Source organism: Neorhizobium sp. DAR64862/K0K3 (genome assembly GCF_050500185.1).
GTDB classification, from domain to species: Bacteria; Pseudomonadota; Alphaproteobacteria; order Rhizobiales; family Rhizobiaceae; genus Neorhizobium; species Neorhizobium soli.
Genome location: NZ_CP191449.1, coordinates 76,993 through 98,869, shown reverse-complemented (window position 1 = coordinate 98,869; position 21,877 = coordinate 76,993). Strand labels below are relative to the sequence as shown.

20 protein-coding genes are annotated in these 21,877 nt (G+C 61.3%); 9 read left to right on the top strand and 11 right to left on the bottom strand.

Translation table 11 applies throughout. The features are described from left to right. Positions 1-8 precede the first annotated feature (8 nt). Positions 9-1,442, top strand: a complete 1,434-nt coding sequence (locus ACQY1L_RS00575) for a family 16 glycosylhydrolase (RefSeq protein WP_113111812.1) — start codon at positions 9-11, stop codon at positions 1,440-1,442. Here ACQY1L_RS00575 and ACQY1L_RS00570 read toward each other — a convergent pair. After that, entirely contained in the window at positions 1,373-2,365 is a 993-nt protein-coding gene (locus ACQY1L_RS00570; RefSeq protein ID WP_082476450.1) for a hydrogen peroxide-inducible genes activator, read from the bottom strand. The genes ACQY1L_RS00575 and ACQY1L_RS00570 overlap by 70 nt on opposite strands. A 137-nt stretch (positions 2,366-2,502) precedes the next feature. Here ACQY1L_RS00570 and katG point away from each other — a divergent pair, with 137 nt between their 5' ends. Continuing rightward, a complete protein-coding gene (gene katG, locus ACQY1L_RS00565; RefSeq protein ID WP_092659434.1) occupies positions 2,503-4,707 on the top strand; it encodes a catalase/peroxidase HPI in 2,205 nt (734 codons plus the stop codon). Positions 4,708-4,763: 56 nt separating this feature from the next. Here the strand turns inward: katG and ACQY1L_RS00560 are convergent, their stop codons facing one another. The 5 genes from ACQY1L_RS00560 to coxB are packed head-to-tail and all read right to left on the bottom strand — an operon-like array spanning position 4,764 to position 10,411. After that, positions 4,764-5,816 carry a c-type cytochrome gene (locus ACQY1L_RS00560; RefSeq protein ID WP_430242083.1) on the bottom strand — a complete coding sequence of 351 codons (1,053 nt, stop codon included), beginning with the start codon at positions 5,814-5,816 and terminating at the stop codon, positions 4,764-4,766. Then, a complete protein-coding gene (locus tag ACQY1L_RS00555; protein ID WP_430242081.1) occupies positions 5,813-6,454 on the bottom strand; it encodes a cytochrome c oxidase assembly protein in 642 nt (213 codons plus the stop codon). The genes ACQY1L_RS00560 and ACQY1L_RS00555 overlap by 4 nt, the downstream gene beginning before the upstream one ends. Next, positions 6,451-6,834: a hypothetical protein gene (locus ACQY1L_RS00550; RefSeq protein WP_062461668.1), complete on the bottom strand. Its 384-nt coding sequence runs from the start codon at positions 6,832-6,834 to the stop codon at positions 6,451-6,453. Before ACQY1L_RS00550 ends, ACQY1L_RS00555 begins: the two co-directional genes overlap by 4 nt. Next, positions 6,831-9,347, bottom strand: coding sequence for a cytochrome c oxidase subunit I (gene ctaD / locus ACQY1L_RS00545; RefSeq protein WP_430242079.1), 2,517 nt, complete (start codon positions 9,345-9,347; stop codon positions 6,831-6,833). Before ctaD ends, ACQY1L_RS00550 begins: the two co-directional genes overlap by 4 nt. Next, positions 9,344-10,411 (bottom strand): cytochrome c oxidase subunit II, encoded by a 1,068-nt coding sequence (gene coxB / locus ACQY1L_RS00540; protein ID WP_430242077.1) that lies wholly within the window; start codon positions 10,409-10,411, stop codon positions 9,344-9,346. The genes ctaD and coxB overlap by 4 nt, the downstream gene beginning before the upstream one ends. A gap of 218 nt (positions 10,412-10,629) precedes the next feature. Between coxB and ACQY1L_RS00535 the strand changes: the two genes are divergently transcribed. Beyond that, entirely contained in the window at positions 10,630-11,547 is a 918-nt protein-coding gene (locus ACQY1L_RS00535; protein ID WP_430242075.1) for a Ku protein, read from the top strand. 14 nt (positions 11,548-11,561) lie between these two features. Further along, positions 11,562-12,368: a Ku protein gene (locus ACQY1L_RS00530; protein ID WP_430242073.1), complete on the top strand. Its 807-nt coding sequence runs from the start codon at positions 11,562-11,564 to the stop codon at positions 12,366-12,368. A gap of 366 nt (positions 12,369-12,734) precedes the next feature. Here the strand turns inward: ACQY1L_RS00530 and ligD are convergent, their stop codons facing one another. Further along, entirely contained in the window at positions 12,735-15,413 is a 2,679-nt protein-coding gene (gene ligD, locus ACQY1L_RS00525) for a DNA ligase D (protein ID WP_430242071.1), read from the bottom strand. A 153-nt stretch (positions 15,414-15,566) separates the two neighbouring features. On the opposite strand from ligD, the gene ACQY1L_RS00520 reads away from it, so the two are divergent. After that, entirely contained in the window at positions 15,567-16,001 is a 435-nt protein-coding gene (locus ACQY1L_RS00520; protein WP_113111803.1) for a winged helix-turn-helix transcriptional regulator, read from the top strand. Between the two features lie 39 nt (positions 16,002-16,040). Here the strand turns inward: ACQY1L_RS00520 and ACQY1L_RS00515 are convergent, their stop codons facing one another. After that, on the bottom strand, positions 16,041-16,790 hold the full coding sequence (locus ACQY1L_RS00515; protein ID WP_430242068.1) for an SDR family oxidoreductase: 750 nt from the start codon (positions 16,788-16,790) through the stop codon (positions 16,041-16,043). 219 nt (positions 16,791-17,009) lie between these two features. Here ACQY1L_RS00515 and ACQY1L_RS00510 point away from each other — a divergent pair, with 219 nt between their 5' ends. Beyond that, on the top strand, positions 17,010-17,519 hold the full coding sequence (locus ACQY1L_RS00510) for a disulfide bond formation protein B (protein ID WP_062461996.1): 510 nt from the start codon (positions 17,010-17,012) through the stop codon (positions 17,517-17,519). Between the two features lie 10 nt (positions 17,520-17,529). On the opposite strand, the gene ACQY1L_RS00505 is transcribed toward ACQY1L_RS00510, so the two are convergent. Beyond that, complete coding sequence (locus tag ACQY1L_RS00505; protein ID WP_062581810.1) at positions 17,530-18,087, bottom strand: HNH endonuclease; 558 nt, start codon at positions 18,085-18,087, stop codon at positions 17,530-17,532. A gap of 101 nt (positions 18,088-18,188) precedes the next feature. Then, positions 18,189-18,842, bottom strand: coding sequence for a DNA-3-methyladenine glycosylase family protein (locus tag ACQY1L_RS00500; RefSeq protein ID WP_430242066.1), 654 nt, complete (start codon positions 18,840-18,842; stop codon positions 18,189-18,191). An 18-nt stretch (positions 18,843-18,860) separates the two neighbouring features. Here ACQY1L_RS00500 and gluQRS point away from each other — a divergent pair, with 18 nt between their 5' ends. Then, positions 18,861-19,775 (top strand): tRNA glutamyl-Q(34) synthetase GluQRS, encoded by a 915-nt coding sequence (gene gluQRS, locus ACQY1L_RS00495; protein ID WP_430242064.1) that lies wholly within the window; start codon positions 18,861-18,863, stop codon positions 19,773-19,775. On the opposite strand, the gene ACQY1L_RS00490 is transcribed toward gluQRS, so the two are convergent. Continuing rightward, entirely contained in the window at positions 19,698-20,687 is a 990-nt protein-coding gene (locus ACQY1L_RS00490) for a YihY/virulence factor BrkB family protein (RefSeq protein ID WP_430242062.1), read from the bottom strand. The genes gluQRS and ACQY1L_RS00490 overlap by 78 nt on opposite strands. 100 nt (positions 20,688-20,787) lie before the next feature. Between ACQY1L_RS00490 and ACQY1L_RS00485 the strand changes: the two genes are divergently transcribed. Both ACQY1L_RS00485 and ACQY1L_RS00480 read left to right on the top strand, forming a co-directional pair. Beyond that, complete coding sequence (locus tag ACQY1L_RS00485; protein ID WP_430242060.1) at positions 20,788-21,621, top strand: SDR family oxidoreductase; 834 nt, start codon at positions 20,788-20,790, stop codon at positions 21,619-21,621. A 28-nt stretch (positions 21,622-21,649) separates the two neighbouring features. Next, a complete protein-coding gene (locus ACQY1L_RS00480; protein ID WP_062461700.1) occupies positions 21,650-21,853 on the top strand; it encodes a twin transmembrane helix small protein in 204 nt (67 codons plus the stop codon). Positions 21,854-21,877 lie beyond the last annotated feature (24 nt).

Below are 21,877 nucleotides of genomic sequence, written 5' to 3'. Positions count from 1 at the left end.
ACACTTTGATGACCAAAACCGTTTTGAACGCCCTTGGCGAAACCTTGTATTACAGCGGAACATCCAAAGCCTGGATTTCGGCGACGGGTGCCGGCACCGCACTCTCAGGCACAGCGGCCAATGACTCCATGTACGGCGACAGCGCCGTCAACGTGACCATGAGCGGCGGCGCCGGCGACGACGTCTATTACCTCTATTCCAGCATCAACCGGGCCGCTGAAGCGGCAGGCCAGGGCATCGATACGGTCGATACCTGGATGAGCTACACGCTGCCGGACAATATCGAAAACCTGCGCGTCACCGGTGACAACCGCTTCGCCTTCGGCAACGATCTCGACAACATCATCTCGGGCTCGTCCTCGCGCCAGACCTTCGATGGCGGTGCGGGGAACGACGTGCTGACCGGTGGCGGCGGGGCCGACACATTCATCGTCGCCAAGGGCAATGGCAGCGACCTGATCACCGATTTCAGTGCCGACGACAAGATCCGCCTCGATGGCTACAGCTTCACCTCCTTCGAACAGGTGGGCAACAGCCTGACCCAGGAAGGCGCCAATCTGCGGCTTGACCTCGGGGACGGCGACAGCCTCGTGTTTGCGGGCACGACAGCCGATGACCTGTCTGCCGACCAGTTTGCGCTCAGCCTCGACCGCTCGGTCCTGACGAAGACATTCGGCGACGAGTTCAACGCGCTTTCCCTGAATAACGGCACGAGCGGCACGTGGGACGCAAACTTCCACTGGGCGCCGGACCAGGGCAGTTCCCTGCCGACGAATGGCGAAAGCCAGTGGTACGTGAACCCGCTTTATTCGCCGACCGCCGGCTACAGCCCGTTCTCGGTCTCAAACGGAGCGCTGACGATCACCGCCAAGAATACGCCGGATGCGATCTCGGACGCGGTCAACGGCTACGACTACGTGTCTGGAATGTTGAACACCCATTCGACATTCTCGCAGACCTACGGCTATTTTGAAATGCGCGCCGACATGCCGACCGACCAGGCGACATGGCCAGCCTTCTGGCTGCTGCCGGAAGACGGATCGTGGCCACCGGAAATAGACGTGGTGGAAATGCGCGGCCAGGACCCGAACACGGTTCATGTTTCCGCGCATTCCAATGAGACCGGCAAGCAGACCACGCAGACGTCTGCGATCAGCGTTCCCAGCACCGAAGGCTTCCACACCTACGGCATGCTGTGGACCGAAGAGGAAATCGTCTGGTATTTCGACGACGTGGCGATTGCCAGCGCCGAGACACCGTCAGACATGCATGACCCGATGTACCTTCTGGTCAATCTGGCCGTCGGCGGCGCGGCCGGCAAGCCGGGTGATCTGTCCGGCGGAGCCAAGATGGTCATCGACTATATCCATGCCTACGAGATCAACGACGATGCAGCGCCTACGTCGTCGATCTCAAGCGCATCGGACGACGGCCTCGTATAGGCCGTCTGCTGCTGCCGCATGATGGCGGCCGCACCAAGTACCACGTCGGCCACCTGCAGCAACTGCTTGGCAAGCGGCGTCGAATTGCGCCAGATCATGCCGATGCTGCGGGCCGGTGGCGGTGAATCGAACCGCGAAATGGAGACCCGCGCGGAGCGGGTCTCGACCGGCACCGCCATTTCCGGAATGAGCGTGACGCCGATGCCGGCACCGACCATCTGCACCAGCGTCGACAGCGAGCTTCCCTCCATGATTTCCCGAGACAGGATCTCGCGCGGGCGGTTCGACCCGATGCCGCAGAAGGACAGCGCCTGATCGCGGAAACAATGTCCCTCCTCAAGAAGGAGAAGCCGCATTTCCTTGAGCGCATCCGGCTCCGGCACCGGTTTGTCGCCATCCTCACGGCTGCGCACCAGCACGAATTCCTCGTCGAACAGTTTGAGCTCCGTCAGTGAAGGCTCGGAGACCGGCAGCGCGACGATCGCCACATCGAGCCCGCCCTGCATCACTTCCTGCACCAGTCTGGTCGTCTGCGTTTCGCGGATCTCGACCCGGATCCCGTCGAAGGCGCGATTGAGCTCGTTGATGACCGACGGCAGCAGATAGGGTGCGACGGTCGGGATGACACCGATGCGAAGCCGCGACAGGAACCGGTCGCGCGAGGCGCGCGAGAGATCGGCGAGTTCGTCGGCGGCTCGGACGATATCTCGCGCCCGGAGCGCAAAAAGCTCTCCGAACGCGGTCAGCCGGACGTCGCGCGTGCCTCGGTCGAACAGGGCGCGGCCGACCTGATCTTCGAGTTCCTTGATCTGCATCGACAGCGCAGGCTGAGAGATGGCGCAGGCTTCAGCCGCCTTGCGGAAACTCGCGTCGCGCGCCAAAGCCTCGAAATAGCGGAGCTGTTTGAGAGTAAAATTGGTCATAAGGTGAAATTATCGCAACCATCAGGAAATCCAACTTAAATTTATCGAAATGTTCCTGTAGAACTCTCGGCAACGGGTTGAGACACACAATCCTCCCCTTTTCATGCAATGCACACAGACAATCTAAGGAGAATGTCATGGACACGAAAACTGACACTGCGGGCAAGTGTCCCGTTGCACATGGCCAGAACCCCCAGGGCAATACGCCGCGCGGTCGCTCGAACCGCGACTGGTGGCCAAGCCAGCTAAACGTTCAGATTCTACATACCCACACGGCACTGGCCAACCCGCTGGGCAAGTCGTTTGATTATGCCGAAGAATTCAAGACGCTCGATCTCGACGCCGTGAAGCAGGACCTTCATGCGCTGATGACCGATAGCAAGGACTGGTGGCCGGCCGATTTCGGTCATTACGGCGGTCTTTTCATCCGCATGGCCTGGCACAGCGCCGGCACCTACCGCATCACCGACGGCCGCGGCGGCGCCGGCATGGGCCAGCAGCGTTTCGCACCGCTCAACAGCTGGCCTGACAACGTCAACCTCGACAAGGCTCGCCGCCTTCTGTGGCCGATCAAGCAGAAATACGGAAACAAGATCTCCTGGGCCGACCTGATGATCCTGACCGGCAACGTCGCGCTGGAATCGATGGGCTTCAAGACCTTCGGTTTTGCCGGCGGCCGTGCCGACGTGTGGGAGCCGGAAGAACTTTATTGGGGTCCCGAAGGCAGCTGGCTGGGCGACGAGCGCTATAGCGGCGAGCGCGAGCTGGCCGAACCCCTCGGCGCCGTGCAGATGGGTCTCATCTACGTCAACCCGGAAGGCCCGAACGGCAATCCGGACCCGCTGGCCTCGGCCCGCGACATCAGAAGCACCTTTGCCCGCATGGCGATGAACGACGAGGAAACCGTGGCGCTGGTCGCCGGCGGCCACACGTTCGGCAAGACCCATGGCGCCGGCGATCCGTCGCTGGTCGGAACCGACCCGGAAGGCGGCGAGCTGGAATCGCAGGGCCTCGGCTGGGCGAGCAAGCACGGCACCGGCATGGGCGCCGACACGATCGGCAGCGGCCTCGAAGTCACCTGGTCGCAGACGCCGACCCAGTGGAGCAACTACTTCTTCGAAAACCTGTTCGGCTTTGAATGGGAACTGACGAAGAGCCCGGGCGGTGCCCACCAGTGGCAGGCAAAGAACGCCGACGCTTCTGTACCGGACGCGCACATTCCCGGCCGCAAGCATGTGCCAACCATGCTGACGTCTGACCTGGCGCTGCGTTTCGACCCGATCTACGAGCCGATCTCGCGCCGCTTCCTCGAAAACCCGGCCGAATTTGCCGACGCGTTTGCCCGCGCCTGGTTCAAGCTGACCCACCGCGACATGGGACCGAAGGTTCGCTACCTCGGCCCGGAAGTGCCCGCCGAAGACCTGATCTGGCAGGACGTCATTCCGCCGGTCGATCATCCGCTGATCGACGATGCTGACATCGCCAACCTCAAGGAAAAGGTTCTGGCAACAGGTCTTTCGGTTCAGGAACTGGTGTCCACCGCTTGGGCTTCGGCTTCCAGCTTCCGCGGTTCTGACAAGCGCGGCGGTGCCAACGGTGCCCGCATCCGTCTGAGCCCTCAGAAGGACTGGGACGTCAACCAGCCGGAACAGCTTGCCAAGGTTCTGCGTCAGCTGGAAGACATCCAGACCGCCTTCAACACGGCCCATGCCGGTGCAAAGAAGGTCTCGCTTGCCGACCTGATCGTGCTGGCGGGCGCTGCCGGCGTTGAAAAGGCGGCGAAGGCTGCTGGTCACGATGTCGTCGTGCCCTTCTCGCCCGGCCGGATGGATGCCTCCGAGGCGCAGACCGACGCCCTGTCGTTTGCAGCACTCGAGCCGCGCATCGACGGTTTCCGCAACTACGTGAACGAAAAGCGCACGCAGTTCATGCAGGCGGAAGAAGCACTGGTCGACCGTGCCCAGCTTCTGACCCTGACGGCACCGGAAATGACCGTTCTGGTCGGCGGCCTTCGTGTTCTGAACGTTGGCACCCCTGAGCATGGCGTGTTCACGACTGCCAAGGAGACGCTGACGAACGACTTCTTCGTCAACCTCCTCGACATGGGCACCGTCTGGGCACCTGTTGCCGGCGAGCGTGGCGTCTATGAAGGTCGCGACCGCAGCACCAGCGCGCAGAAGTGGACTGCCACCCGCGCCGACCTGATCTTCGGCTCGCATTCGCAGCTGCGCGCGATTGCCGAGATCTATGCCCAGGCCGATGCCAAGACGAAGTTCGTCAAGGATTTCGTTGCCGCATGGGTGAAGGTGATGAACGCAGACCGTTTCGACCTGCGCGCCTAAAAAACAAAACCGGCCGGACGCAACACCCGTTGCGCCCGGCCGATCTCTTTCAGGCGTCAGCGCTGGCTGAAGAAAGCCGACAGCGCGTCGATATCGTCATCCTGAAGATATTTTGCAGCATTCACCATCAGATGGCTCGATGACGTGCCGCCACGAACATCGCCTCGAAACAGATCGAGCTGCTGCTTCAGATAGGCGGCATTCTGCCCCGACAATTTCGGATAGGCAGGGTTCGCACCGTCCTTGTCATGACAGCTGAGACAGACGGGGATCTTGTCCGCAGACCTTCCCCTTTCGGCGAGCTCGCGGCCTCGTTCCACAAGCGCCTGGTCCTTCGGCGGCATATCGCGTTTCGGACTTTGCTGACCGGCATAGTAGCGCGCCAGTTCCGGCAGGCTTTCTTCCGGGAGCGTGCCGACTGCGACACCCATGATCCCGCTCGGCCGCCTGTTGTCGTGATAGGCCTTAAGGCTTTCCAGCAGATAGGTCTCCGACTGTCCTACGAGCCTAGGGATTATGCTGCCATCGTTGAGCTTTGCCTCCACATGACAGCTTTCGCAGGTGATCGGCAGCGGCGATACTTCGCCCGCGGTTCCCATTCCGTGCAGCCCTGACGCGGCGATATAGGCTTTGCCGTCCATCTCGGGCAGTTTGCGCAAGAACGCCACCATCGCCCAGACTTCGTCGTCGCGCGTCTGCACCGGCCAGGCCGGCATGCCGGTAAAGCGAACGCCGTGCTTGACGATCTCGAACAGCTGCGCGTCGGTCCAGGTCGGCACGACTACTTTCAGATCCGGCGGCGGCGGCAGCATCGACAGCACGGCATCGGACCGGCCCTGCGCCGGCGACCCGTGACAGGTGGCACATCCGCTTTCGAAATGACCCGCAGCGGCCGGCACGAAAGCCGGATTGTCGAGCGGTGGCGGATCGACGGACATTGAGGCAGTGCTGACCGAATTTCGCATCACCCAATGCAGGAACCAGTCGGTCGCTGCCCAGTGTCCCGTCGAGGCGCGCACGCTGATCAGGCCCGACCAGGCGACGCCGAGGCCGAGGATCGGCGCAAGGATGGCAAGAATGATCAGATGCTTCCAGCGGATCGTCATCATGCGTTCCCCTCAAGCTCAGGAGCCGGATCATGCCTCAGCATGCCGGCGAGCAGCGCCACGCCGCCTGCAAGATAGACGATAGCACCAACCAGCAGCATCACCACACCGCCTGTCTGCTGATCGGCGAGTGCCGTCAGCGAAATGCCGAAACAGCTCACCTCGCCCGCCCCGTATAGCGGCCGCGGCGAAAGCGACAGGAGCGCGCCGAGCAGCGTCATATGCATCGAGGTAAACAAGAGGCCGAACGTGCCGGCAAGTCGACGCGCCTCGCGTCCCGATGCCGCACCGCCGAGACAGGAGAGCCACAGCGTCAGCCCGGCCGTGAGAAATACCATCTGCTCGAGAGCGGCGAACGGGACCGACCCTTCCGATAGCTCGCGCATGGCCGGAATATGCCAGCCCCAGACGGCAAACAGTTCCAGCACCGAGGCGAGCATCGGTGTGAGCCAGAGATGACCGGCCGTGAAATCGAAGCGGCTTCCGGACATGCCAAACGCAATCAGCGGCGATGCAACGGCAACCACACCCATATGCGCGACCATGTGCACCGAGAACGAGCCACGATCGGAAAACGGCAGGATGCCGAACCACAGCAGACCGAGGACCAGCGCCCCCGCGATCAGTGCAAGGCGTTTCATGGCTGGCACTCCGCAATGAAAATCAGCGGAATGGCCGCATAGACGACCGACACGAAGCTCAGGCCCGACAGAAGCAGCGTTGCAAACCCTTGGAACAGCGTGCGCGACGAGCGCGTCGGTTCGTCATGCGGCGCGTCCTTGGCACCGAACCCCCACTGGCGCCAGGCGAGATAGGCCGAAAGCACGATCATCGCGAGCGCGGCGAGTGTCACGACGACAAGCACGATCCGGACCGTATCGAAGCTGAACGACGCCGGCAGACGCTTGGCGCAGAAAACCGCGACCGTCGCATAGCAGATGATGAAATGCAGCGCCCAGACCACTGGCGCCGTAAACAGGGTCCAGAGAGTTTCGACCTCGCGGGGGATAACGCTCTTCATGATGCCACCAGCGGAAAGAGACCGAGCACGCCGAACGTGACGACGGCGGTAAACGCCATGAAATGCCAGTAGAGCGTGACGTTGCGGATATCCTGATCGTATTCGCCTGTCATGTTGCCGGTGAGGCTGCGGGCAAGGCAATAGAGCTGCATCACGACGCCGACCACGCCGTGGATGACGGTCCAGAGGGCAATCACCCAGACGGTGGCCGGATAGACGTTGGAGGTCGGGTCCATGCCGGTAAGATATGGACCGGCGAGACCGGCAAGCGAGGCGGCGATGGTAACGGCTGCGGCTGCAACGAGGGCCAAGCGGCAACCGACCGGGCCCTTTTCGTTCAGCTGCCGGGCCAGCATCGTCAGGCCCCAGGCGACAAGATAGAGCACCAGCGCCACCATCGGCCAGAACACACCCGGCCCGGCACTGACGCCGGTATAATCGTCATGCACCGTCCAGTAGAAGAAATAGCCGAAGATCAGGCTGGCAAAGGCGGTACCGTCCCCAACCATGGTGATGAACATCGCCCACCATCCGACGGACGCGGGGCCTGAAACATAGACCGGCAGGCTGAGGCCCAGCCCGACATCCGTCTCAGCCGCTTCAGGGATCTGCGCCGTGCCCGTCCACAGCCAGTAGATGATGGCGACAAAGGTGATGATGGCGCAGATGATGGTGGGGATCCACCAGTGGAAGGTGAGCGCGATAAACACGCCACCCAGCGACAGGGCGGCTATGATGGTGACATAGGACACGCCGCCGACGCGCAGGCACTGGATCGGCTTTGCATCGAGCACCGACGTGACCAGCGTCTCGCGCCGACCGGATTTCGCATCCGGCAGATAGAAGCGGCCAGCCTCGATATCGGCCTGCAGGTTCGGCTGGTCCCACAGCGGGTAACGGCTGGTGATGATCGGCACGGAGCGCATGCCCCAGCTCTCGTCCGGATCGTTGGTCCATTCCAGCGTTCCGGAATTCCACGGGTTGAGATTGCGTTCCGCAGGCTTGGGTTTCGGCCGGAAGATGTCGATCACGAATGTCGCGATACCTGCGGCAAAGATGAAGGCTCCGATGGTCGAGACGAGGTTGAAAATATCCCAGCCGAATTCTTCCGGGTAGGTAAAGACGCGTCGCGGCATGCCCCGCAGCCCGGAAAAATGCATCGGGAAGAACGCGGTGTTGAAGCCTGTGAACATCAGCCAGAACGACACCTTGCCCCAGGTATCCGACAGCTTTTTGCCGGTCACGAAGGGGAAGTAATAGTAGATGCCGGCGACGATCGGGAAGAACATGCCGCCGATCAGCACGTAATGCAGGTGGGCCACGATGAAATAGGTGTCATGCGCCTGCCAGTCGAACGGAACGAGGGCCACCATGACGCCGGTCAGCCCGCCGATCACGAAGATGATCAGCCCGCCCGCGCCAAACAGCATCGGCACCGAAAAGATCACCCGGCCCGCAAGCATGGTGGCGATGAATACGAAGATCTGCACCCCGGTCGGGATCGCCACCGCTTCCGATGCCGCCGAGAAGAAGGCGAGCGAAATCTGCGGCAGGCCGGTCGCAAACATGTGGTGGACCCACAGCCCGAAACTCAGGAAACCCGTACCGACAGCCGCCAACACGATCCAGGAATAGCCAACGATCGGACGCCGCGAAAATGTCGGCACGATCATCGCCATCAGCGCGATGGCCGGCAGGAAGACGATGTAGACTTCCGGGTGGCCGAAGATCCAGAACAGATGCTGCCAGAGCAAGGGATCGCCGCCGCGCGATGGATCGAAGAACGGCCAGTTGAACATCCGCTCCATCTCGAACAGGATGTCGCCGGCAATCAGCGGCGGGAAGGCAAACAGGATCATGCCCGCGACGATCAGCAGATACCAGGCAAACATCGGCATCATGTTGATGCGCATGCCGGGGGCGCGGCATTTCATGATGCCGACGATGATCTCGACGGCTGCGGCAATCGATGCCACCTCGATGAAGGAGAGGCCAAGCAGCCAGATGTCGGCGCCGATGCCTGCATATTCCTTGTCGGTGGCAAGCGGCGGATACATGAACCAGCCGGCATTGGGTGCCGCGTTGAAGAAGATCGAGCCGCAGACGAAGATGCCGCCGAGAAGGAAACTCCAGTAGCCGAAGGCCGACAGCCGCGGGAACGGCAGTTCGCGTGCGCCGAGCATGGACGGCAGAAGAAAGATCGCGATCGCCTCGAAGATCGGCACCGCGAACAGGAACATCATGACCGTGCCATGCAGGGTGAAGACCTGGTTGAACAGCTCGGCCGACATGAAATCGTTGTTGGGGACGACGAGCTGCAGCCGGATCAGCAGGCCGAGAACACCGGCAAACAGCATGAAGACGAATGCGGTGACGCCGTACCAGAGGCCGATCTCGCTGTTGTTGACCGACGTCCAGTAGCGCCAGCCCTTCGGCGTTTCCCAGGTGTCGCGCAGCCTCTTTTCCTGGGCGGCGCGCTCCTCGGGCGAGAAATTTCCGAGTTCAACGCTCATCGAAGCCCCTTCAGATACTGTGCAATGCGATCGGTTTCGGCTTCAGGCACCATATTGTAATGCGGCATCCGCACACCGGGCTTGATGCCGGCGGGATCGCGCAGGAAACGGGCGATATCGGCAGTGGAATTGCCAAGCGTGCCGGCGCCGACGGAACCGCGTTCGCCGAAAGCGGTCAGATCCGGGCCGATGACGCCGCGCGCTTCGGTGCCTGAGATCGCATGGCAGGCGGAACAGCCGTGTTTCAGAAACAGTGCCAGCCCCTCGGCATCGCCGCTACCCGAAGCGCTGCGGCGGGAGGCGAGCCAGGCGTCATAGGCCGGCTTTTCCATTACCTCCACGGTAAAGCCCATCAGCGCATGCGAGGTGCCGCAGAATTCGGCGCAGACACCGCGATAGGAGCCGGGCTTGTTGCCCTCCAGCGTCAACACGTTGCGACGGCCGGGGATCATGTCCATCTTGCCGCCGAGCACCGGGATCCAGAACGAATGGATGACATCGGGTGAGGTCAGCTGAAACGCCACCCGCTCGCCGACCGGCATGCGGATCTCGTTGGCGGTCTCGAAGGCGACAGAGCCGTCCGGATCGAGATAACGGACCCGCCACCAGTACTGCTCGCCCGTGACATCGATCTGTTGCAGCCCCTCACCGCCTCCCGAGAAAAACGGACGGACATTGGGCATCAGCCACATGGCGTAGGATAACAGCGCGCCAAGAACGATGCAGGGCATCACGGCGCCGCCCCATAGGATCAGCTTTCCCGCCCCCTGTTCGGAATGGGCGTTCTTCTTGCGCGCCGCATAAAACAGAAGCGCCACGACGCCGACCCAGATTACCGCGCCGCCGATCAGCATTGCGAAGAACAGTGTCGCGACACCCGCAGCTTCCCGTCCCGCGGGATCAAGCACCGACTGCACGCCGGAGCAGGAAACCATCAGCGGACAGAGGAGAATTAGGGAAAGGACTGCTTTCGCCGCAGGCAGAAGGGCGCGGACGATGACATCGTCGAAATAGGTTTGAGATCGGGTTGGCCGGCTGTCGCCGGTCACGCGGTCATCGTTCATTCTGCTCTTCACCCCCGGCTCGAACAGGCGCAATGCATGACTTCTAATTTTGTTCCCACCCAAAACGAATTTTTTTTACCCGGTGAAAACGATGAGCGTTAAGGGCCGCGTCTCATCGAACTTCATGACAACCGCTCGCGAAAAGGAACTATCGCCCTCTGGCTCCGTTACGTCACGTTCGTTGACGATCTCGCCGTCAAGCAAGGGAGCAGGTTGATATGAGTGCACCACGTGCCAACTGGAAAGGTCATATCAAGTTCGGCGAGGTGAGCTGCCCTGTCGCGCTCTACACAGCGGTTTCATCGTCGGACCGGATCAGCTTCAACATCCTCAATCGCAAGACCGGAAATCGCGTGCGCCGCGAGTTCGTGGACAGCGAAACGGGGAACACCGTCGAGCACGACGACCAAGTGAAGGGCTACGAGACCGGCAGCGGCAAATACGTGGTGCTGGAACCCGAGGAAATCGCCGCCGCTATCCCCGAGAGCGACAAGACGCTCGATATCGACGCGTTCATCTCCTGCGCGGAGATCGACGACATCTATTTCGACAAGCCCTACTATCTTGCGCCCCAGAAGCTCGGCGAGGAAGCCTTTGCGCTTCTGCGCGACGGCATGAAGGAGGCGGGCGTCGCAGCGATCGCCAGCACCGTGCTTTTCCGGCGGTTGCGGACAGTGCTGATCCGTCCCCACGGCGACGGGCTGATCGGCACCACGCTCAATTTCGATTACGAGGTCCGCTCGACGGACAAGGCCTTCGAAGACGTGACAGAGGTCAAGATTGACAAGGAGATGCTCGAACTCGCCTCCCATATCATCGGCACCAAGAAGGGTAGCTACGACCCGACCAAGTTCGACGACCGATATGAAGAAGCGCTGGCCGAACTGGTGAAGGCGAAGCTCGAGGGCAAGAAGATCCCGAAGCGGAAGGCTCCGACAGCCTCCAAACCATCCGATCTTCTGCAGGCCCTGCGTGAAAGCGCCGGCATGGGCGGCAAGTCCGGATCAACGGACAAGCCGAAGGCAAAGACCAAGGCGCCCGCCAAGCCGAAATCCGCCAACACCAACAAGACGCCACGCAAGACTGCCAAATCCGCACCATCATCCTCGACAAGCACGCGCCGCAAGGCCGGTTAAGGGAAACGACAGCCATGGCGATACGTCCCTACTGGAAAGGCTATCTGAAGCTTTCGCTCGTCACCTGTTCCGTCGAGATGACACCGGCGACCTCGGAAAGCGAGAAGGTGCGCTTCCACACGCTTAACCGCGAAACCGGCAACCGGGTGCAGAGCCACTACGTGGATTCGGTGACCGGCAAGCCCGTGCGCGATGACGATGAAGTCAAAGGCTATCAGCGAGGCGAAGACGACTACGTGATGCTGGAAGACGAGGAGCTCGACAATGTCGCGCTCGAAAGCACCAAGACGATCGATATCTCGACCTTCACGCCGCGTTCCGACATCGACTGGATCTGGCTTGATACCCCCTACTATCTGACGCCCAACGAAAAGGTCAGCGAAGAGGCATTTTCGGTGATCCGCGCCGCGATGGACAGCCAGGAGATGGTGGGCATTTCGCGACTGGTGCTCGGCCGGCGCGAGCGGGCCGTGATGATCGAGCCCCGCGGCAAGGGCATCGTTCTCTGGACGCTGCGCTACGGCGACGAGGTGCGAGAAGCCAAGGACTATTTCGACGGACTGGACAAGGCGGAGCCCGAGAAAGAGACACTTCCGCTGATCCGCAAGCTGATCGAACAGCAGACCCGCCCCTGGGACGCAAAATTCGTGACCGATCCGGTGCAGGACAATCTGCTCGACATCATCAAGTCGAAAAAGAAACAACGCCGCCCGACACCGAAAAAGGCCGAGAAGGAAGAGTCGGACAAGCCCAGCAACGTCATCGACATCATGGATGCTCTGAAACGCTCGCTGGCCGCCGACAAGCGGAAGAGCAAGTAGGGCGACGGCTTTTGGGGAACGGTGGCCTCAGGCTGCTGACAACCACTGAAGAAGCTACTGCTCAGGATGCAGGCGATACCTCGGTCGCGCAGGCCTTGAAAGTCCCCCAGCCGCGCGTTGCTTGACGAGAGCGACGCCCCACTTCCCTCATCCTCACCCTTGTGGCGGGGATCCAGCGACACGACGCCTGTCGGGTCGAAGACTCTTGTCAGCTCAAGGATTTGAGCTGACTGGATCCACGCCACAAGGGCGAGGATGAGGGGCGTTTGGGACTAGGCTCACTTTTCCAATTGACTGTAGAGTTGTTCAATAACAGCATTGTCAGCTGCGTGAGTAGGCCGAACGCCGGCCTACTGTCCTCACCACTCAACCTCGAGCCTCAACCTTCTTCAACCGCTTGATCGCCTCGGCAAGCGGCCGTTCGGCGTCGCAATAGTCTTTCCACGCTTCGCTTTTCGCAATCAGCGCCGGCACCGTATGAATGGTGAAGCGGTGCGGGTCGAGGTCGGCTTTGACCTGGGTCCAGGTGAGCGGCATGGAGACCGTCGCACCCTCGCGCGCACGCGGCGAAAGCGGCGCGACGGCTGTCGCCATGCGGTCGTTTCGCAGATAGTCGATGAAGATGCGGCCTTCACGCAGCTTCTTCGACATTTTGGTGAGATAGAGATCGGGATCGTCCTGCGCCATCAGGTTGGAAACCCGGTGCGCGAAATCCTTGGCTTCATCCCAGGTCAGTTCCTTGCGGCCGCCCGTCTTCAGCGGCACGACCACGTGCAGGCCCTTGCCGCCCGTCGTCTTGCAAAAGCTCATCAGCCCCAGTTCGTCGAGCCGATCGCGGATTTCCCGCGCCGCCTCGACTACCTTCGGAAAGGCGACATCGGGAGCGGGATCGAGGTCGAAGACGAGCCTTCCGGGAACCTCGGGCTTGTTCGGCTGGCAGTTCCATGGGTGCAGTTCCAGCGATCCGACCTGCGCGAGAGCTGCCAGTCCCTCGATGCGATCGACCTGCAGATAGGCCTTCTTGTCGCCATGCACCTTGACCAGTTCCAGAAGGTTCGATGTGCCCTGCATGGCATGCCGCTGGAAGAACTGCTCGCCGCCTATCCCGTCTGGCGCGCGGATGACCGAGCAGGGCCGACCCTTGATATGGTCGATCATCCAGCCCGCGACCGATTCGTAGTAACGGCCTAGATCCTCCTTGGTAACAGGCGTGTCGCCGTTCTGCGCATCGCTTGGCCAGAGCGGCTTGTCGGGATTGGAGAGCATCACGCCCATCACTTCCGCCTTGCCACCCCTGCCGCGCGGCACCTTCGTCGTTTTTGCAGCGCTAGCGGTCTTTGCCGCCTTTGGCTGCGGCGTCTCCTGATCCGGTGAAGCCGGCTTTTCCGCCTCGACCTCGTCAGCCGGCTTGTCTTCGCGCAGGCCCTTGAATGCCGCCTGGCGCACCTGACCATCATTGGTCCAGCCCGCGAACTGGATCTCGGCAACCAGCTCCGGTTTCACCCAATGCATGTCCTTGGTCTTCTTCGGCGCTCCGATACCGGTAAACGGACTTTTGTCGGCAGAAAGCGGTTCGAGCTTGGACATCAGATCCGCCGCCCTGCCCGCGCCAAAACCGGTTCCGACGCGACCGACATAAACGAAATGGTTGTCGCGATAGACCCCGGCGAGAAGCGAGCGGAACTTGCCCTCCGTGGTCGCATAGCCGCCGATCACCACTTCGTGGCCGGCCCGGCACTTGGCCTTGACCCAGGTGTCGCTTCGGCCCGACCGATAGGGCGCGTCCGCCTGTTTCGAGACGATACCTTCCAGCGAGAGACGGCAGGCGGAACGCAGAACCGCATCGCCACCGGTTTCGAAATGGTCGACATAGCGGATCCGGGCGCCCGCTTCCGCCTCGGCAATCAACTGCGAAAGTCTCGATTTGCGCTCATCGAGCGGCATGTCGCGCAGGTCTTGGCCCTCGTGGAAGAGGAGATCGAAGGCAAAATAGACGAGGTCGTCTGTCTTGTCCTCGGAAAGTGCGGCCTGCAGCGCTGCAAAATCCGGCGCGCCGTCGTGATCGAGCGCGCAGATCTCCCCGTCGATCACCGTATCCGGCAGAACTTCGGCATCCTTGGCAATCTGCGAAAACCGATCCGTCCAGTCGAGCCCCTTACGGGTCCTCAAGATGGTCTTGCCATCCTGCACGCGCATCTGAACCCGATATCCATCGAACTTGATCTCGTGCAGCCAGCCTTCTGCCGATGGTGGACGGTCGCGGATCTGGCAGAGCTGCGGTGCGATGAAATCCGGCATCTTCACCGAAGCAGGCTTGGCCTTATCTGCACTCTTGCCCTTATCTGCGCCCTTGCCCCCGGCCTTCCGTTCGTCCGCCGCCAGTCCTTCGCTGCTGTCCCAGACCGCATCCGCATCGACCGCGCTGCTGGTCAGCATGAAAGGCTTCGGCTTGCGCCCCTTGCCCGCAGCAATCGTCGCCATGTCGCGACCGGAAGCGACCGAGGTTTCCATCTCTTTCAAGACCGCATCGCCGTCCTTGTCGACCGAGTGATCGTCGTGATGCTTGATCAGCAGCCAGTTGGTTCGCTTGCCGCCATCGCGGTCCTTTTTCATCCGCACCAGCACGAAGCCGCCCTGTAGGCGTTCGCCATCCAGAATGAACTTGAAATCGCCCTTGTCGAGCGCCTTTTCCAGGGAAAGCGCGCCATCGACTTCCCAGTAACCCCGGTCCCAGAGCATGACCGTGCCGCCGCCATACTCGCCTTTCGGAATGGTCCCTTCGAAATCACCGTAATCTAGCGGATGATCCTCGACCTCGACGGCAAGGCGCTTGTCCTGAGGATCGAGCGAGGGACCGCGCGTGACCGCCCAGGATTTGAACACGCCATCCATTTCCAGCCGCAGATCGTAATGCAGTCGCGTCGCATCGTGCTTCTGGATGACGAAGCGGCCACGCTTGGACGGCCGGACTTCCGCGGCGCCACTCGGCTCCTTGGTCTTCTTGAAATCACGCTTGCTGCGGTAGGTTGAAAGAGTATCGGACATGGAACGCTCCCGGCACGGCTAGGGAGTCCGAATGTCCCACCGGCGCAATAGTTCCACAACGCACGGTGGATGGATCGAAGGCGCTCGTCTTGCTGCCTAACTCTCTTTTCGATACAAACGCACTCAAGGTTCGAGCCCAAGGAAAACGCCACCATGAGCATCCAGCAGAAGCCGGTCTTCACGGCCGACGACGTGGCGCGGGCAGAGAGCTACAAGGCCCGCGATTATCCTGACAATGTCGATCCCAAGGTGGAAGACCTCGTCCGCCAGATGATCTCGGGCTTCGCCGACAAGTGGACGGTGGTCATCCTCGATACGCTGTGGGACGAAGGTGTTTTAAGGTTTTCCGACCTCGCCCGCCGCGTTACCGGCATCAGCCAGAAAATGCTGACCCAGACGCTCCGGCGCATGGAACGCGACGGTCTGGTCATCCGCAAGACCTATGCCTGCGTGCCGCCCAAGGTGGAATACAGCCTCTCTCCGCTTGGCCTGACGCTCGGAGCTGCCTTCTGCAATGTGTGGATCTGGGCGGTCGAGAACCACGATGCGGTGGCAAAGGCGAGAACGGCTTTCGACGACGAAGACTGAGGGCGCCGGCGATACCGGCGCCCTCGGATCGTGCAGCCGTCAGCTCGGGTTGATCATCGCAAACACCTGGTCGAAATTGCCGGTGGCTTCGGCCGTGCGCTGCCGCGACACCCGCTGAACCATCACTTCCGACGGCGTCGGATCGGCGCAGAGCAGACCGACGGATTCGGAGACGAAATCGGCAAGCGGCATGGCTGTCGCGAACTTCGACTGGCCGGGCGTCAGCTCCGTTGCCACCTGTGGCGGGGCAAGCTCCACCACGGCGATCTTGGTGCTGCGCAATTCGTGCCGCAGGCTCATCGTCCAGGAATGGATGGCCGCCTTGGTGGCGCTGTAGGTCATGGAATCGGTGCGCGGTACAAAGGCAAGGCCGGAGGAGACGGTGACGATCGCAGCTTCCGGCTTCTGGCGCAGATGCGGAAGCAGTGCCGAGGTCAGCCAGATCGGCGCGAGAAGGTTGGTGGTGATGGTGCGCTCGGCCACATCGACGTCGTAGACGTCTGCGAGCACGTTCTCACGCTCCATGATGCCGGCATTGTGGATGACGACGGTGAGATCCGGATGATCCATGACCACCGAAGCGGCAAACTCGTTCAGGCCGTCCTTGTCGGTGACATCGAGCTGGTATCCGGAAAGCGCCGGATTGTCCTTCAGCGTCTCATTCAGACTCGCCTCGTTGCGCCCCGTAACGATCACCTTCGCGCCGCGTTCGGAAAGGGCGATGGCGAGACCGCGGCCGATGCCGGAATTGCCGCCGGTGATCAGGATTGTTGCTTTCGTGAAATCCATTTGCATTCTCCAATGCTGCTGATGCGCTTCAATATCATCCATAGTAACTTTTAGTAAGAAGGCACCTTTTCGTAAGAAATGGGAAATCGGATGGGGCCATCACGGAAATGTGCCGCACACGCCCTGCCTGACAAGGGGCACACGGTTTACAGGATGGCCGGTTCTGATTTACAGCTGCGCCCGAAATCTCGTCGGGAATACAAGGATACGCCGATGGCGCTGACAGCTTCCACCACCCATGCCCGCAAAGGCCTCGGCCATGCGGTCATCGTCACGCTCGGCATGGCGGCAACCGTCGGCACAGCGCTCGGTTTCCAGTATCTCGGCGGCTATATTCCCTGTGCGATGTGCCTGCTGCAGCGCGAACCCTATTACTATGCAATTCCGGTCGGCATTCTTGCCATGGGTGCCCTGGCATTCGGCATGCCCGCCTGGATCGGCCGCACGCTTCTGATCCTCGTCGGCCTGATGATGCTGGTTGGCGCTGGCATGGGCGTCTATCACGCGGGCGTCGAATGGGCCTTCTGGGAAGGTCCCGCAAGCTGCGGCGGCGGCGCGGGCGTCACCACCAATGCCGGCAGCCTTCTCTCCGACCTCAACACGGTGCATGGTCCGTCCTGCACGGAAGCAGCACTCCGCGTGCTCGGTCTGTCCTTTGCAGGCTGGAACGTGATCGCCAGCGTCATCCTCGCGGCCATCGCCTTGATCGGCGCCAAGAAGGCCGCGTGAGACGTAACCCTTACGGCTGCAGCTCGGAATCCCAGTAGAGATAGTCCATCCAGCTTTCGTGCAGATAGTTGGGCGGAAACAGCCGGCCGTTGTTATGCAGGTCCTGCACGGTCGGCGCATAGGGCTTCTGGTGCGGGAACATGCCGGCCTGCTTGGGAAGCTTGCTGCCCTTGCGCAAATTGCAGGGCGAGCATGCCGCCACAACGTTCTGCCAGGTCGTTTCGCCGCCATGCGCCCGCGGAATGACGTGGTCGAAGGTCAGATCGTCGTGATCGCCGCAATACTGGCACTCGAACTTGTCGCGAAGGAACACGTTGAAGCGCGTGAATGCGGGATTGCGGGTCGGCTGGATATAGGTCTTCAGGCTGACAACGCTTGGCAGTTTCATCGAGAAGCTGGGCGAACACACCGAATGCTCATATTCGGCAATGATGTTCACACGGTCGAGGAAAACCGCCTTGATCGCGTCCTGCCAGGACCACAACGACAAGGGATAATAGCTCAGTGGCCGATAGTCAGCGTTCAACACGAGCGCCGGTAAGGCCTGCGGGGAGACTGCAATCGTCAAATGACGCTCCTAACGGATTCGGCATCTATCTCCTCTATATTAGGACCGTTGTTACAGGATTGTGAAGCCCTTTAAATACAGGCGGCTTCGTCACTCAAACTTCACAAAATCGGAGAGACGTCGCGCTTCGTCCGGACCCCGTAATAGGACCAGAAAAGCCTCGTCGCGACCGAGCGCCACGGCCGCCAGATGAGCGCGATGGCGGCGAGCTGCTTTTCTGTCGGGCGCGCTTCCATGCCAAGCCCATCGGCAACCGCTGCCTGCAGCGCCACGTCGCCTACCGGAAAGAAATCCGGGTGGCCCGCGGAAAACATCATGTAGCACTCTGCCGTCCAGGGACCGATGCCGGGAAGTGCGATCAGCTGTCGTGTCGCCTCTGATGCCTCCAGTCCCGCGATCGCATCGAGATCGAAGCCCTTCTGCGCAATCGCCGTCGCAAGATGCATCAGCGTCGCAGCCTTGGCCCGCGATAGACCGAAGCTCGCCACGACCTCGGGATCGAGCGCTGCAAAAGCCTCTGCTTCGGTGGCACCGACAGCCGCCATACGCTTCCAGATCGCGTCGGCGCTTGCCCGCGATACGACCTGCGAGACGATGATGGAGGCAAGGCCGGCAAAACCCGGCTCGATCAGCCGCAGTGGCAGCTCGCCGGACAGCTCGATGATGGGGGCAAGGCGCGGATCGGCGATCACCAGTTCGGCAAGCCCCTCGTCGATATCCGATCGGTCGCGGATGATCCGCACGGTTTTCTCCATGGTTGCGCATCACAAATCATGGCAGAAGGAGGCATGCCAGCCGCCCAAATCGCCACCGATCCTGATAGACCAATCCTGCGTTTCGCGCCAAGCCCGAACGGACTGCTGCATCTCGGACATGCGCTTTCGGCGGTCCTCAACCACGACATGGCGCGGGACATGAATGGCCGCTTCCTGCTGCGGATCGAGGATATCGACCTTGCCCGTTGCACGCCCGAGTATGAGGACGCCATCTACCGCGACCTCCGCTGGCTGGGACTCTCCTGGGAAGAACCGCCGCGCCGCCAGTCCGAGCATTTCGAGATCTACCGGGAAGCGCTTGGTGAATTGATGGACATTGGGCTCGTCTATCCGGCCTTCATGACGCGCGGCGAGGTAAAGGCGAAAGTCTCGGATTTTGAGACCGGTGGCGCCACATGGCCGCGCGACCCGGATGGGTCACCGCTCTATCCGCAGGATGACCGGCACCTGAGCGAAACCGAGCGGAAGAGGCTGATCGAAAGCGGCATCCGCCACAGCTGGCGGCTCGACATGGACAAGGCGCTGGCGAGAGTTTCGGACGCTTTGACATGGCGGGAGATAAGCGACGGCGCCGAAAGGCAAGTCCCGGCGGATCCGGCAGCCTGGGGCGATGTCGTCCTGTCGCGCTCCGATGCACCCTCGAGCTATCATCTCTCCGTTACCGTGGACGACGCGGCGCAGGGTATTAGCCATGTGGTGCGGGGCATGGATCTCTATCACGCAACCTCGGTTCACCGGCTTCTGCAGGATCTGCTCGGTCTGCCGCAGCCGCTCTACCACCATCACCGGCTCATTCTTGGCACGGACGGCCGGAAGCTCTCGAAGAGCGAGGGATCAACCGGGCTTTCGGCTCTGCGCGACGCGGGTCTCGGCCCGCTCGACATTCGCCGCCTCCTCGGCCTTGAGGGCTAGAGCCGAAGCATCGCCCCGGCGGCGACGCTCTTTCCGGACGCGGGAGAAGACCGAATAGATCCGGTACTTCATCAACGCCGCATTGAACTCGGCGCCGAGCATGAAGATCACGCCCACCATATAAAGGAAGATCAGCACGATCATGATCGACGCCAGACCCGCATAGGTCGCTGCGTAATTGGCGAAGGTCGAAAGATAGGCCGCGAAACCGAACCCAAAGCATGTCCACAAAAGCACCGTCAGCGCCACGCCCGGCATGATGTCGATCAGCCGGCGATCTCCCGCCGGAAGGTATTTGTGCGACCCGAGCAGACCGATCATCAGGAGAAACGCCGTGCCGACGAGACCCCAGTTGGCGGCCGCGTTGAGATCGCTGATCAGCCAAGGGAAACGGGTCTGAGCAAACCGCGATGCGACGGGGACGGCGAGAAGAAGAATGCTGATGACCGCAAAGATCACCACCGCCAGGATGACGTAACCCAGACTGGCAAGACGCGTCACATACCAGGGTCGCGTTTCGGTGACCCGGTAGGCGCGGTTGAGCGAGATGCGAAGGGCCTCGACGCCGTTCGACGCGAAATAGGCAGCCGCCAGCACGGATACGGTCAGCAACCCGCCGCGCGGTATCTCCAGCACCCGCTGAAGTTCGGACGCGATCGGATCGGCGACATCGGCCGGCCACGTATCAAACAGGAGGTGCACGGTCGTTTGCGAAAAGCCGCCGGCACCGAGAAAGCCGGCAAGTGCCGTGCCGAAGATCAGGAATGGAAACAGCGCCAGTAGCCCCGACAGCGCCACGTGGCTCGCCATCGCCCATCCATCGTCCTCCGAGAAATGCCAATAGGCATCCCAGAGCACCTTGAACGCCAGTCTCGGCCACCTGACCGGGGAGTTTTCTTCCAAAGGCGGCATCTCCCTGAGGGCTTCGGTGGAGGATGAGTTGAGGCTTGTGGCAAAATATGGAAGGTAGGCGGCAACTTGTACAGAGAGACCTTAACGGTATGCAATCGGCATGACAGACGGAAGAACGATTATTGTGACAGGCTGTTCCTCAGGGATCGGCGCTCATTGTGCCCGCGCCCTGAAATCCGAGGGATGGCGGGTGTTCGCGACCGTGCGCAAGGAAGCCGACCTCGTGGCGCTGGATGAGGACGGCATCGAAGCCCTGCTGATGGACTACACCAAGCCTGAGACGATCGAGGCTCTCGTCGACACCGTTCTCGCGCGCACCGGCGGCCGCATAGACGCGCTCTTCAACAATGGCGCCTATGGTCAGCCCGGCGCTGTCGAAGACCTTTCGACCGACGTGCTGCGTCTCCAGTTCGAGACCAATCTGTTCGGCTGGCATGACCTGACAACCCGCATCATCCCCGTGATGCGGAGACAGGGCCATGGACGCATCGTCAACTGCTCCTCCATCCTCGGCATCGTTCCCTACCGCTACCGGGGCGCCTACACCGCCTCGAAATTCGCGCTGGAAGGTCTGACCGTGACGATGCGGATGGAGCTTTACGGAAGCGGCATTCATGTGAGCCTGATCGAGCCCGGACCGATCGACACGCAGTTCACGGCCAATGCGCTTGCCAAGGTCAAAGAGAATATCGACCTCATCAATTCGCCGCATGCCGAACAATACAAGCGGCACTTGCAGCGCCTGGACGGGAGCGGGCCGGTCAACCGCCACAAGCTGGGGCCGGACGCCGTTCACACGGTACTGAAACATGCCTTGACCGCCGACAACCCGAAGCCACATTATCTGGTGACGAAGCCGGCCAAGCAGGGCGCGTTCCTGAAACGTATCCTGCCGGCAGCGCTCTTCTACAAATTGATGCAACGGATCGACTGATCGCGAGCAAGCGGAAAGCAAAAACTCGATGGCCACCTTTACCACCGTTCTGACCGTGATCGTCATCGGCCTGGTCGTACTCGTTCTGATCAAGGGCCTGTTCAACATGGTAAAGGGCACCGATGCCAACCGGTCGAACAAGCTGATGCAGCTGCGTCTGCTGCTCCAGGCCGTGGCCGTCATCCTCATCATGTTCACGCTCTGGCTGACCGGCGGCGGCCGGCCGAGCTAGAGAAATGCCGAACTAAGGAAATTA

Coding starts and splice junctions, on each gene's coding strand:
- ACQY1L_RS00555 (WP_430242081.1), bottom strand. CDS start 6,454: ATGAAACGCCTTGCACTGATCGCGGGGGCGCTGGTCCTCGGTCTGCTG.
- ACQY1L_RS00570 (WP_082476450.1), bottom strand. CDS start 2,365: ATGACCAATTTTACTCTCAAACAGCTCCGCTATTTCGAGGCTTTGGCG.
- coxB (WP_430242077.1), bottom strand. CDS start 10,411: ATGAACGATGACCGCGTGACCGGCGACAGCCGGCCAACCCGATCTCAA.
- gluQRS (WP_430242064.1), top strand. CDS start 18,861: ATGGCAGAAGGAGGCATGCCAGCCGCCCAAATCGCCACCGATCCTGAT.
- ACQY1L_RS00575 (WP_113111812.1), top strand. CDS start 9: ATGACCAAAACCGTTTTGAACGCCCTTGGCGAAACCTTGTATTACAGC.
- ACQY1L_RS00485 (WP_430242060.1), top strand. CDS start 20,788: ATGACAGACGGAAGAACGATTATTGTGACAGGCTGTTCCTCAGGGATC.
- ACQY1L_RS00560 (WP_430242083.1), bottom strand. CDS start 5,816: ATGATGACGATCCGCTGGAAGCATCTGATCATTCTTGCCATCCTTGCG.
- ACQY1L_RS00530 (WP_430242073.1), top strand. CDS start 11,562: ATGGCGATACGTCCCTACTGGAAAGGCTATCTGAAGCTTTCGCTCGTC.
- ACQY1L_RS00500 (WP_430242066.1), bottom strand. CDS start 18,842: ATGGAGAAAACCGTGCGGATCATCCGCGACCGATCGGATATCGACGAG.
- ligD (WP_430242071.1), bottom strand. CDS start 15,413: ATGTCCGATACTCTTTCAACCTACCGCAGCAAGCGTGATTTCAAGAAG.
- katG (WP_092659434.1), top strand. CDS start 2,503: ATGGACACGAAAACTGACACTGCGGGCAAGTGTCCCGTTGCACATGGC.
- ACQY1L_RS00520 (WP_113111803.1), top strand. CDS start 15,567: ATGAGCATCCAGCAGAAGCCGGTCTTCACGGCCGACGACGTGGCGCGG.
- ACQY1L_RS00480 (WP_062461700.1), top strand. CDS start 21,650: ATGGCCACCTTTACCACCGTTCTGACCGTGATCGTCATCGGCCTGGTC.
- ACQY1L_RS00490 (WP_430242062.1), bottom strand. CDS start 20,687: ATGCCGCCTTTGGAAGAAAACTCCCCGGTCAGGTGGCCGAGACTGGCG.
- ctaD (WP_430242079.1), bottom strand. CDS start 9,347: ATGAGCGTTGAACTCGGAAATTTCTCGCCCGAGGAGCGCGCCGCCCAG.
- ACQY1L_RS00550 (WP_062461668.1), bottom strand. CDS start 6,834: ATGAAGAGCGTTATCCCCCGCGAGGTCGAAACTCTCTGGACCCTGTTT.
- ACQY1L_RS00535 (WP_430242075.1), top strand. CDS start 10,630: ATGAGTGCACCACGTGCCAACTGGAAAGGTCATATCAAGTTCGGCGAG.
- ACQY1L_RS00515 (WP_430242068.1), bottom strand. CDS start 16,790: ATGGATTTCACGAAAGCAACAATCCTGATCACCGGCGGCAATTCCGGC.